This is a genomic window from Bradyrhizobium semiaridum (assembly GCF_020329505.1).
In the GTDB taxonomy this organism is placed as follows: domain Bacteria; phylum Pseudomonadota; class Alphaproteobacteria; order Rhizobiales; family Xanthobacteraceae; genus Bradyrhizobium; species Bradyrhizobium semiaridum.
Genome location: NZ_JAGKJJ010000009.1, coordinates 127,522 through 139,426 on the forward strand (window position 1 = coordinate 127,522; position 11,905 = coordinate 139,426).

Sequence of the window (11,905 nt, forward strand, 5' to 3'; positions counted from 1 at the left end):
CGGCGAAGCCGCGTACCTCACCGCAGGCGGGCTTCTATTGACGTCTCGGATATTCCAGCTGCATGGCAACGAAGTCGGCGGTGCCTGCGCCATAGCGCGTCTCAATTCCCGCCAGTGCCCGGTCGAGCGCCTGCGCCGGGGGCATCGCGCCGACCGCCGGCAGCAGGCGCTCAGTGGGCCAACTGGCCGCAACCGCTTGCGGATAGAGGCGCAAGCCATTGCGGCTCGTCACCACTGCGTCCGTCGCGGCAAACGTCACGGCATGCGAGCGATAGGTCCGCGACCAGCCGTCGGCGATCAGCGCGAGCGAGACCTCGTCGACATCAGGCGTGAGCATGAGGCCGAGCTGCTCGTGGCTCCAGAACGCCAGCGTATTGCGGATCGCGGTCAGCGCGAATGGCCGATCGAACTTGAACGCGCTGCTGTCGTGGCGCTCATCCCAGGCGGGCAGGCCGATCTCGCGCGCGATGGCCTCGGCCTTGCTGCGGCCCGCGATCGCCTCGATCAGCGTGAGCGACATCGGCATCGACGCCGAAATCCCCGTCGTCGTCGCGACGCCGCGATCGACCACGATGCGGCGGTCCGCGACATAGTTGATGGCGGGATGCTTGTCCCGCCAGTTCTTCAGGTAGAACCAGTGCGTGGTGGCGCGCTTGCCGTCGAGCAGGCCGGTCGACGCGACAACCTTGCCGCCGGCGCAGATGCCGACGATCATTGCACCTTTCGCAGCCTGGCGCTGGATCCACTGCACCACGGCCGGATCGTCGTCGCGGCTCATCGCCGGCACGATGACGTAATCGGCGCCGTCGGGATGCGCGTCGTCGAATGCAGTGGTCGTCGTGTCAGGCTCGACCTTCAGCACCGGGAACAGCGTCACGGGTCCGGGCGCGGTCGCCAGCGTCACGACATCGGCGACGTCGGCGCGCTTGAGAATGCCATAGGGCATCAGATAGTCGGTGGTCTCGGTCATGTCGTTGATGCCGACGATCGCAATCAGCGGGCGCTGCCGCTTCGGCGGCTTCAGCGAAGCAAGCATCGCCTCATGCTCGGCTACTGCGATCGGAAGCGGAACCTTGAAGGCCGATGCAGCGGGAAGGGTGAGGAGCCAGATGCCGCCGATGATTGGAACCAGCGCGGCGACGGCCACGCCGCTCCACGCAAGAAGCCGCCAGGTCATGATGATGCGTCTCGACGTATCCTTCGCGTCGCCCTGCTTGCAAGCTACGCGCCGGGAGTACCGATCGGAATGGCGTAATTCCCGCAAAAACGGACACGCGCCGATGAAACGTGAACGGCTCCTGCCTATCTGATTGTGCAGCCGCCGGAGCGCTGCCCGGATGGCAGTTTGCGCGGCCTTGGGAGTTATTCATGAGCGAAGCCGATCTTTCCGACGCCTATCGGAACTACATCGCCTGCCTGAACCGGCAGGATTGGCAGCGGCTCGGCGAGTTCGTCGGGGACGACGTGTCCCACAACGGCCGGCGGATCGGTTTGTCGGGCTATCGTGCGATGCTGGAGCAGGATTTCGCGACATACCGGATCTTCGATTCAACATCGAGCTGCTGCTTTGCGATGCGGCTCGAGTCGCGAGCCGGCTCGCCTTCGACTGTTCGCCGCGAGGAAGATTTCTCGGCCTCGATGTCAATGGCCGGCGCGTCGCCTTTGGCGAGAACGTTTTCTACGAGTTTCGGGATGGCAAGATCGTGCAGGTCTGGTCGGTGATCGACAAGACGGCGATCGAGGCTCAGCTGCCGTGAACTACTTCTGCTCGAGATGCCAGGCACCCGTCCAATCCGCCGCCGGCGGATTTTGCCGGAAGCCTGCGACGCGAGCCTTCATGGCCGCCGACGGGCCGTCGGCGGGCACGGCGTCCAGCGCCGCTGCGAATGCGCGTTCCGCATCGTCCCAGCGCTGCTCCCGATACGCGGCGAGGCCTTCCGCATAATGCTGCAGCAATAGCGTCTGCGCCGCCGTCAGTTCGTCCTTCTTGCCGATCACCTCGAACACGGTCTGCGGCTGGGTCTGGCCCAGCACGACCAGGCGATCGATCTCGCGCAGCTCGATCGTGGCGGCACAGGCCGCGGCGGTGGTCTGGTCGACCAGGCAGCGGCTGCCGTAGAACTTGTTGGCGCCTTCCAGCCGCGAGGCGAGGTTCACGGTGTCGCCGAGCACGGTGTAGCTCATCATGAATTCGGAGCCGATGCTGCCGACCAGCGCCTCGCCGGTGGCAATGCCGATGCGGACGTCGCAGTCGGTCGGGATCGTGCGCACGCCGAGCAGCTCCGGCAATTCGCGGCGCAACTGCGCGACGCGGCCGATCATGTCGATGGCGGCAACCGCCGCCAGATGGGTCTGCTCGGTCTCCTCGACGAATGGCGCGCCCCAATAGGCCATGATGGCGTCGCCGATATATTTGTCGATGATGCCGCGGTGGGCGTGGATCGGCTCCGACATCGTCGAGAGATAGAGGTTCATGATCTTGACAAGGCCGCGCGGCGTCACGCCCTCGCTCAGACGGGTGAAGCCCTTCATGTCGCAGAACAGCACCGTCATGACGCGGCGCTGGCCTTCGGTGGCGGCGATCGCCGGCTGTTCGAGCAGGCCCTGGGCGATCCGCGGGTTGATGTAGCGGCCGAAGGTTTCGCGGATACGCTGGTTGTGGCGCAGCGTCTCGATCATGCGGTTGAAGGCGGCCGAGAGCTGGCCGATCTCGTCCTGCGTCGTGATGGTGATGGTGCCGTCGAGCTTGCCGGCCTCGACCGCGCGGGTGCCTTCCAGCAGCCGCATCACCGGCCCGGTGATGCCGCTGCCGACCAGCATCGCGAACACGAAGCCGAGGATCGCGGCGATGCCGGTGACGACGGCCGAGACGATGATGGCGCGGTGCTGGGCGGCCGTCACGTTCCAGGCGCTGAAGCTGACTTGAGCCAGCATGTCGGTGCGGATGGCGTCGATCCTGGTGTTGAACTCGTTGCGGAGCGCGTCGGCGCGCAGCGTGGTCTGCCGCGCGGCCGCGATGTCCTTTGCCTCGATCTGCTCGAGCAGGGTCTTGTTCTCTGCGTTCAGACGCACCAGCAGGTCATTCACCGCGTTGTCGATGCGGTCGTCGAGGCGCCCGAGCGCCGCATTGTCCGACGGCGTCGAAGGATCGGCGATGATCGCGTCGATCAGTGCGCGGGCCGCATCGGCTTCGCGCTTGATCAGGGGCTCGATCTCCTCGAACGATTTGCGCGCGCTGGCGTAGACCGCATCCTCGTCGCCCTGCATCTTCGCCATCATCATCCGCCGCATGGCGAGCGAGCGCTCCAGCGAGCGGACATTGACGCGGGCGAGGTGGCCGTACGCCGGGATGTAGCGGTTGGTGAGCTCGTCGAGCAGGTGGCCGACCCGGCCCGCCATGACCATCGACAGTACCGACGTGATCACCGCGAGGATGATCAGCCCCGCGGCGATGCCGACGATCTTCTGCCTGATCGAGCTTCGAAACATGCCCTGCGCCAGCCCGGCCGCGGATGCCATCTGCGGGACGGCGACCCGTCATCCCGGCGCACCAGCTAATAGAGTTCCGCGGCGTACCGCGCAAGCGCGCCTCTGGAAGGCGATGGGGCAAGCGGGCTGGGCGCCAGCACAGTTTCGGAATAATGGAATAATACGGCTGAGTTGCCCGACGTGTCAAGTCGCCGTGCCCGAGCGCCGACAGCCCCGGCTCCTTTGCATGGGGTTGTTTTCAGCATTTAGGCGACGAGCCCCCCGCGAGAGGGCAGGGGAAGACCTTACGCCTTCCGCGTATGGCCCCAGGCCTCGTCCCACTCCTGACCGTTGGCATCGACCACGCGGCCGTCGGCCTCGAAGAACTTGTTCGGCACCTGAAAGATCGCGAGCATCAGGCCGCCGTCCGGACACCAGGCGACATGGCGGCTGCCGGCCTCGCGCCAGATGAACTCGCCGGCGCCGCAGCGCATGCCCTCGGCCGGGCCTTCCTTGTCGACCAGCGCGCCTTCGAGCACGAAGGTCTGCTCGATATTGACGTGCTCATGGTCGGGCAGCACCGCGCCCGGCGCAAAGCGCATCAGGGCGGTCATCAGTCCGGTCTTGCGATCGAACAGCAGCGTCTTGGCTTCGCAACCCGGGAAGCGGGTCTGCTGCCATTCCATGTTCTGGGGGCGAACGATGTGGGAGTGGGTGTCGGCACCCTGCGGCGTCACGGCGTCCATGCAGTCATGCTCCGATCTCGTGAACGGAGGCACTTTAGCAGCATTGGGAGCGGGTGCCAGCTTAGCGCAGGCCCTCATAGACGACGAAGCCGCGGGCGATCGCCAGCTTTCGCAGCGCACGCGGCACGAACCGCTCCGGCGGGTGCAGGTAGCGCCAGGAGGTCAGAGCCAAGTCACGGACGCAGGTCGTGTTGTCTTCGAACGGGACGAGCAGCCCGGTCAGACTCACCGGCTCATGGACGCGGGCGGTGAACGGCAGCAGCAGCAATTCGAAATGCGCCTTCGCGCCTTTCTCTGTGGTTGCCGTGACACCGGCGATCGCCGGCAACGTTTCCTCCGCCACGCAGGTGACGATGTCCTCGATCTCGCCGCGGCTTTCGCCGCTGAACAGGGTGGAAAAACTGCAGTTCTTGAGGTCGCAGCCGAGCAGGGCGGAGATCCTCGTGCCGGCGACGCGGAAGGGATAGCCGGCCTCGCCGTCATAGGAGAGCACGAAGGTATCGGCCAGCAGATCGCGCACCGCCGACGGATCGAACTCGCTCCGGTCAGGTGCGCGTGCACTGCCGCGTTTCGCATTCCAATACGCGAAGAATTCGCGGCTGGACTCGTGTTTCATCTCGAAAACCTTGCCCGGCGCCTGTCTCGTCGGGACACATCTGTCCCGGTTTTGCGCAGGCGCCTTCCCTTCTCTGTTGTGCAGGGAAGGCTGTGCAGCGTCCATGCCGTGGCCGCGCTTTCGGCGGGTTACCGACACCTTTGCGTTGTTAACGTAAATTTAACTATACGCTTGGCGGCCGCAGCTAGCCCGTTTAGGGTCCGGCCCGTTCCCGTTTGCGCCGGCAGCCCCAAGCGTCGGCGCTTCCAACGTGTACAGGTGGTGTCAAACAGTTTGGTCGTCGCGTGGGGAGGGGTGGGGATGTGCTCCCGGGTCCTTTCAAGGGCGCGATAAGATCAGCCGGATAAGGGAGGTGTTCTCAGCACCTCCCTTTATCTTTTAGCCTGTTCTCTCAACGCCCGATGCTGTGCCGCTGAACCTGTCCGATTTCGGGATTGTGCACTTGCACAGGGCCGTCAAAGCCGCCTATCTGGGTCTTCAGTACTCGTATTGAGGCCGCCGCTCCCTTGGACCCCCATCCCGAAACGCCGCTTGCGCCCCCGCCGGAGGCGCCGCGCGAACCGATCCTGACGCTGCCGCCGGCGCTCACCGCCTATATCCTGTTGCTCGCGGTGATCCATCTGCGGGTGCTGCTGTCGCCGGAGCTGGAAAATTGGACCATCGACGTCTTCGGCTTCATCCCCAAGCGCTACGACTCGACGCTGCTCGACATCACCTTCCCGGGCGGGACCGGCGCCAAGGTCTGGACCTTCGTCACCTATTCGCTGCTGCACGCCAACCTCACCCATATCGGTTTCAACGTGCTGTGGCTGCTGCCGTTCGGCAGCGCGCTGGCGCGGCGGTTCGGCGCGGCGCGCTTCTTCATCTTCATGGCGGTGACGGCGGCCGCCGGCGCGCTGGCGCATCTCGTCACCCATGAGCACGCGATCGCGCCGATGATCGGCGCCTCGGCCTCGGTGTCGGGCACCATGGCGGCGGCGATCCGCTTTGCTTTCGTGCGCGGCAGCTTCCTGTCGTTCAACCGGGGCGATGCCGACGCGGCGGCGAAGGTGCCGGCGCTGTCGCTGTCGCGCTCGCTGCGCAACGGGCGCGTGCTCGCCTTCCTGGCGATCTGGTTCGGCGTCAACATCGTGTTCGGTGTCGGCTCGCTGGCGATCGGCGGCGACGATGTCAGCGTCGCCTGGCAGGCCCATATCGGCGGCTTCCTCGCCGGGCTCGTGCTGTTCTCGCTGTTCGATCCTGTGCCGCGCGCGCGGGACAATGCGGCTGGTGCGTCGTCGTCGGTGGACCAGTCCGGCCGCGTCTGATCGTCGCTTGCGGCTTCAATCGAATTCATCCATCATCATCGCAACGCAAGATGGCGCCGGCTGACAAAGACAGCCGCGCAACTCCCGCGCCGCGGAACCGAATTCGGCGCGGAACTGTTGATTGAAGACTCTGGCGAACAGGTCGATCCCGGTTCAAGGGGACGCGAACGGATTCAGGGAGGCTACAATGACGGTACGTTCCATTCTCGATGCCAAGGGCCACCAGGTCGTGAGCGTCGCGCCCAACGCCAAGCTGTCGGCCGCGATCAAGCTGCTCGGCGAGCGCAAGATCGGCGCGGTGCTGGTGATGGAGCAGGGCCGGATCGAAGGCATTCTGTCGGAGCGCGACATCGTCCGCGTGCTCAGCGAGCGCGGCGCCGCCGCGCTCGACGAGCCGGTCAGTGCGGTCATGACCAAAAAGGTCGTGAGCTGCCGCGAGTCCGATACGGTCAGCGCGATCATGGAGATGATGACGACGGGCAAATTCCGCCATCTGCCCGTGGTCGAGGACGGCAAGGTGGTCGGGCTGATCTCGATCGGCGACATCGTCAAGAGCCGCGTACAGGAGTATGAGCGCGAGCAGGAGGCGCTGCGCGACTACATCAAGACGGCTTGAACGCTATTTGCCCGCGCCGCCGGTCGATGGCGGCACCAGGATCTCGATTGCTTCCTCGATCGCGCCGATAGCCCGCTCGGCGGCGCGGATGCCGTGCGCGATCAGGTCGTCGGCGCGATGGAAGTCGAACCAGCCGATCTGGCCGACCCGCGGCGAGATCAGCATGTCGGGCGGATCGCCGGCGAGGCGGGCGCGGGTGATGCGGTCCTGCATGATGTTGAAGGCGTCGACCATCACGCTGGAGATGCCCGGCCGGGTCGCGCTGCCGAAGAATTCACGCTTCACGGTGCGCTCGGCCGAGAAGAACCGGCCGAAGCGGCGCTTCGGCGGCGCGGGCTCGATCTCGGCTTCCGCTGTCACCGCCACCGTCACTTCGGGCGCTGGCGCCGACGCGCCGTGATTGTAGATGGTGGTCGAATGCGCGAACACGTCGCTGGAGAGGTTCGCCGCGATCACGATCTCGGCGCCGAGCGCGCGCGCCGCCGATACCGGCACCGGGTTGACCAGCGCGCCGTCGACCAGCCAGCGGTCGCCGATCAGCACCGGCGCGAAGATGCCGGGCAGGGCGTAGGAGGCGCGCATGGCGTCGACCACACGGCCATGGGTCAGCCAGATCTCGTGGCCGGTGCGCACCTCGGTGGCAACACTGGCGAACTTGACCGGGAGGTCCTCGATCATGACCTGGCCCAGCGCCGCTTCGATCTCGGCCGCCAGCTTGGCGCCGCCGATCAGGCCGGAGCCGTTGAGGCGGATATCGAGATAGCCGAGCACGCTGCGCGGCTGCAGGCTGCGCGCCCATTGCTCCAGCGTCTCGATATGCCCGGCCGCGTAGGCGCCGCCGACCACCGAGCCGATCGAGGTGCCGACCACGACGTTGGGGACGATGCCATGGGCAAGCAGGGTCTTGATGATCCCGATATGGGCAAAGCCGCGCGCGGCGCCGCCGCCGAGCGCAAGCCCGATCACCGGGCGGCGAACGGGCCCCAGTCCGATCTTGTCGGGGCCGTCGGAGCTCTTGTGGCCTCGGCCCATCCAGCTATCCAACACGACATATCTCCTGCCGGAGCAAGACTAGGCCCGGCCGCGCGGCAATGCCAGAATCGTCCGTCGTCATGGTTTATTCCAGGGCATCCTTTTACGGGCACGATTCATGCCGTTCTGACCCGCGGTAGGGAGGGATTGTGACTGGACCGCGACGGTGGGCTAACATCGGCTTGAACGACCGGTTCCACTTGGGGACCGGGACCTTCCGGGGCTGTGAAGGCTTGAATTTGCCGCGTTTTCGGTGAAAAGCATGGCGATGATTTCGAGGGGCAACGGCATCGGCGGATGCGGGCGGGGCATGCGGTTGCTTCCGCTGCTGCTGCTTGCGGTCCTCGCCATGATCGTGGTCTCGGCCCTGATCCCCGGATCCGCGTCGGCCCAGTGGTTCAGCGACCGGCCGCCGCCGGTTCCGCCGGCCGCCGTCCCCGAGCCGCCTCCGGCGCTCAATCTGGCACCACCGTCCGGCGCCGGCGCCGGGCCGACACTGCCGGGCCCGCTGACCCAGCCGACCATCGTCCAGCCATCGGTCGCGACCATGCCGCCGCCTGCACCGGCGCCGGGCGGCCCGAACCCGAACGCGAGCCAAGCGGTGCTCTCGCTGACGGCGAAGTACGGCAAGGATTTGCCGACCATCAATGGCGGGCTGGTGTGGCGGGTGTTCGCCGACAAGCCGGACGAGAACGGCACCTTCAAGCTGATCCGCGAGGACCGCGGCGCGACCCCTAACATCGTGCTGCCGCCCGGCAACTATGTCGTGCACGTCGCGCTTGGCCTCGTCAGCGCGGTGCGCGCCGTCAGCTTGAAATCGGAGACCGACCGCGAGGCGTTCGTGCTGCCGGCCGGCGGCCTGCGCATCGAGGGCCGCGTCGGCGGCAGCAAGATCCCGGGCAACCAGATCTCCTTTGCGATCTACAAGGGCAGCCAGTTCGACGGCTCGGATCGCAGTGCGCTGGTGCCCAACGTCGCCGCCGGCGACGTCGCGCTGCTGCCGGAGGGCACCTACTACATCGTCTCCAACTATGGCGACGCCAACTCGGTGGTGCGCTCCGACATCCGCGTCTCCGCCGGCAAGCTGACCGACGTCACCGTTACCCATCGCGCGGCCGTCATCACGCTCAAGCTGGTCGGCGAGAAGGGCGGCGAGGCGCTCGCCAATACCGCCTGGTCGGTGATCACGCCGGGCGGCGACGTGATCAAGGAATCGATCGGCGCGTTCCCGCGCGTCGTGCTCTCGGAAGGCGAATATCGCGCGATCGCGAAGAACGAGGGCAAGGTGTTCGAACGTCCCTTCAACGTCGTCAACGGCGTCGACGGCGAGGTCGAAGTGATCGCGCGCTGATGCGCACTGCGCGCTGGTATTCGGCAGCGCCGGCTTCATGCAGCTGTCATAGTGTCTAACGCGAACTAACCATCGCGCCAGTTTTTGCCGTCATTATCGGCCTGAAGCTGCACGGCATCCCCACTTTTTACATGGCGTTAAGCCGCGGCTGACTTGGATGCCGCGGGGACCAGCGTTTGGGTGAGCGGGGCGTGCCATGGTCATGGCCAACAAGACATCAACAAAAGCATCGGCCAAATTCAATTCCGAGATGTTCGCCGACGTCGCGGTGCTGCAACGCAAGTGGCAGGCGGCGGTGCGTCCGGGCGAGAAGCTGCCGCACTATGAAGACGTGATGCTCGGCAGCCTCGGCCGGCTTGCGGATCACATCGTGCTGCTGCGCAAGGTCGACGGCGCGCTGCGCGTCTCCCACACCGGACGCTATGTCCAGAGCTGGCTCAACGACGAGCGCTGGGACATCACGCTGGACGCGCTGCCGCCGGACTGCGCGACCGCGCTGACCGAAGCCGCTGCCAATGCGCACGAGAACTGCCGTCCCTATCTCGCCTCGGCGCATTGCGTGCGTGACGGCGTGGTGCGGACCTACGACGTGCTGGCGCTGCCGACGCGTTCGCGCTGGGGCGGCGGCACGCTGGTCGGCGTCTACGTCAACGAGCGCAACACGCAGTACAATCTGCTGGACACGATCTTCTCGGCCACCGACGAGGGGGTGCTGTCGCTGGCGGCGATCCGCGATGCGCGCGGCGAGGCGGCCGACTTCCAGATCGTGCATCTCAACCAGGGCGCCGCGCGGCTCCTGATGCAGCCCGCGACCGACCTACTGTGGCAGCGGCTCAGCGCCGGCGGCAATCCGCTGGCCGCGCCGGACGTCATCTCCGGATTGCGCGGCTTCGTCGGCGGCGGCCGCCGCGGGCAATTCGAGATCGACAGCGGCGATCGCTGCCTCAGGCTCGGCGTTACCGCCTTCGGCGACATGCTGTCGCTGACGGTCACCGATGTCACCGCGCTGAAGCGGCGCGAGGTGTCGTTCCGCCTGTTGTTCGAGAACAACCCGATGCCGATGTGGGTGTTCGACGCCGACACGATGGCGTTCCTGAGCGTCAACGACGCCGCCGTTCAGCACTATGGCTACACCCGCGAACAATTCCTCGGCATGACCTTGCGCCAGATCTGGCCGGAGGATGAATGGGCCGTGCACAGCGCGGCGCTGCGCGATATCGGCGACGTCTATCAATCGAGCCGCGACTGGCGGCACATCAAGGCCGACGGCAGCGAAATCCACGTGCTGACCTTCGGGCGCAGGGTGCCGTTCGAGGGCCGCGACGGCTATCTGGTCGCGATCGTCGACATCACCGAGCGGCGTGCCGCCGAAGCGCGGATCGCCCACATGGCGCATCATGACGGCCTCACCAATCTGCCGAACCGCGACTTCTACCAGGAGCGCCTGAGCGAAGCGCTGGAGCGCAGCCACTCCGGCAACAGGCGCGTCGCGGTGATGGGCATCGACCTCGATCTGTTCAAGAACGTCAACGACTCCTTCGGCCACCCGATGGGCGACCGGCTGCTCAAGCAGGTCGCGGAGCGGCTGCGCGCGGAGGTCCGCGACGACAATATCGCGGCGCGGCTCGGCGGCGACGAGTTCGCCATCGTGCTCGCGGCCGACGTCTCGCCGAACGAGGCCAGCGCCTTTGCCGAGCGGCTCATCGACGTCCTGAGCGCGCCCTACGACATCGATGGCCTCGAGGTCGTGGTCGGCGCCAGTATCGGCATCGCGCTGTCGCCGGGCGACGGCGCGACCTCGGAAGAGCTGATGCGCAACGCCGACATGGCGCTGTACCGCGCCAAGTCCGAGGGCGGCGGCGTGCACCGTTTCTTCGAAGCCGAGATGGATCAGCAGGCGCAGAAGCGCCGCGACATGGAGCGCGACCTGCGCGCCGCCTTCTCGAACGGCGAGTTCGAGCTGCATTACCAGCCGCTGGTCGACATCGCGGCCGACCGCATCTCCGGCTTCGAGTCGCTGCTGCGCTGGCGGCATCCTCAGAAGGGCATGGTCTCGCCGGCGGAATTCATCCCGGTCGCCGAAGATATCGGTCTAATCGTCGCGCTCGGCGAATGGGTGTTGCGCGAGGCTTGTACCGAAGCGATGAAATGGCCCGCCGACGTCAAGATCGCGGTCAACCTGTCGCCGGTCCAGTTCCGCAGCCGCAACCTGGTGCAGGCCGTGATCTCGGCGCTGGCGCATTCGGGTCTGCCGGCGCGCCGGCTCGAGCTTGAGATCACCGAGTCGGTATTCCTGGCGGAGACCGAGGCCAACCTGGCGATCCTGCATCAGCTCCGCGAACTCGGCGTCAGCATCTCGATGGACGATTTCGGCACCGGCTATTCCAGCCTGAGCTATCTGCGCAGCTTTCCATTCGACAAGATCAAGATCGACCGCTCCTTCGTGAAGGACCTCGCGCGCCGTTCCGATTGCCTCGCGATCGTGCGCGCGATCTCCGGCCTCGGCCGCAGTCTCAAGATCACCACGACGGCGGAAGGCGTCGAGACCGTCGACCAGCTCGATTGGCTGCGCGCCGAAGGCTGCAACGAGGTGCAGGGATTTCTGTTCAGCGCGGCGAGGCCGGCGGCCGAGATCGAGGCGCTGCTGACGGGCTTTGCCGCGCGCGCGTCGAAAGCGGCGTAGTTCGCCACGCGTCAAGACAGGCAATGACGAGAGCTCTTGTAGCCCGGGTGAGCGAAGCGATACCCGGGGCCGGTCCCGCATATCGC

The 11,905-nt window shown here is 66.3% G+C and carries 9 protein-coding genes and 1 pseudogene; 5 read left to right on the forward strand and 5 right to left on the reverse strand.

Annotation, left to right across the window (positions count from 1 at the left end; all coding sequences use genetic code 11):
- Positions 1 to 34 precede the first annotated feature (34 nt).
- Positions 35 to 1,177: a DJ-1/PfpI family protein gene (locus J6500_RS13615; protein ID WP_225713210.1), complete on the reverse strand. Its 1,143-nt coding sequence runs from the start codon at positions 1,175 to 1,177 to the stop codon at positions 35 to 37.
- A 191-nt stretch (positions 1,178 to 1,368) separates the two neighbouring features.
- Here J6500_RS13615 and J6500_RS13620 point away from each other — a divergent pair.
- A pseudogene (locus J6500_RS13620) lies at positions 1,369 to 1,757 on the forward strand (ester cyclase).
- Position 1,758: 1 nt separating this feature from the next.
- Here the strand turns inward: J6500_RS13620 and J6500_RS13625 are convergent.
- The 3 genes from J6500_RS13625 to J6500_RS13635 all read right to left on the reverse strand — a co-directional run bounded on the left by J6500_RS13625 (position 1,759) and on the right by J6500_RS13635 (position 4,830).
- Entirely contained in the window at positions 1,759 to 3,489 is a 1,731-nt protein-coding gene (locus J6500_RS13625) for an adenylate/guanylate cyclase domain-containing protein (RefSeq protein ID WP_225713211.1), read from the reverse strand.
- Positions 3,490 to 3,773: 284 nt separating this feature from the next.
- Positions 3,774 to 4,214 carry a cupin domain-containing protein gene (locus J6500_RS13630; protein ID WP_225713212.1) on the reverse strand — a complete coding sequence of 147 codons (441 nt, stop codon included), beginning with the start codon at positions 4,212 to 4,214 and terminating at the stop codon, positions 3,774 to 3,776.
- 61 nt (positions 4,215 to 4,275) lie between these two features.
- Positions 4,276 to 4,830, reverse strand: coding sequence for a PAS domain-containing protein (locus tag J6500_RS13635; protein ID WP_225713286.1), 555 nt, complete (start codon positions 4,828 to 4,830; stop codon positions 4,276 to 4,278).
- 506 nt (positions 4,831 to 5,336) lie between these two features.
- Here J6500_RS13635 and J6500_RS13640 point away from each other — a divergent pair.
- Complete coding sequence (locus J6500_RS13640) at positions 5,337 to 6,137, forward strand: rhomboid family intramembrane serine protease (RefSeq protein WP_225713213.1); 801 nt, start codon at positions 5,337 to 5,339, stop codon at positions 6,135 to 6,137.
- Between the two features lie 187 nt (positions 6,138 to 6,324).
- Positions 6,325 to 6,753, forward strand: a complete 429-nt coding sequence (locus J6500_RS13645) for a CBS domain-containing protein (protein ID WP_225713214.1) — start codon at positions 6,325 to 6,327, stop codon at positions 6,751 to 6,753.
- Between the two features lie 3 nt (positions 6,754 to 6,756).
- Here J6500_RS13645 and J6500_RS13650 read toward each other — a convergent pair whose 3' ends face one another.
- The gene (locus J6500_RS13650; protein WP_225713215.1) at positions 6,757 to 7,800 is read right to left on the reverse strand and encodes a patatin-like phospholipase family protein; all 1,044 of its coding nucleotides are present in this window, start codon (positions 7,798 to 7,800) and stop codon (positions 6,757 to 6,759) included.
- Between the two features lie 253 nt (positions 7,801 to 8,053).
- Between J6500_RS13650 and J6500_RS13655 the strand changes: the two genes are divergently transcribed.
- Positions 8,054 to 9,136: an RgsD C-terminal domain-containing protein gene (locus J6500_RS13655; RefSeq protein WP_225713287.1), complete on the forward strand. Its 1,083-nt coding sequence runs from the start codon at positions 8,054 to 8,056 to the stop codon at positions 9,134 to 9,136.
- 196 nt (positions 9,137 to 9,332) lie between these two features.
- A complete protein-coding gene (locus tag J6500_RS13660) occupies positions 9,333 to 11,819 on the forward strand; it encodes a putative bifunctional diguanylate cyclase/phosphodiesterase (protein ID WP_225713216.1) in 2,487 nt (828 codons plus the stop codon).
- The last annotated feature ends 86 nt before the right edge of the window (positions 11,820 to 11,905 follow it).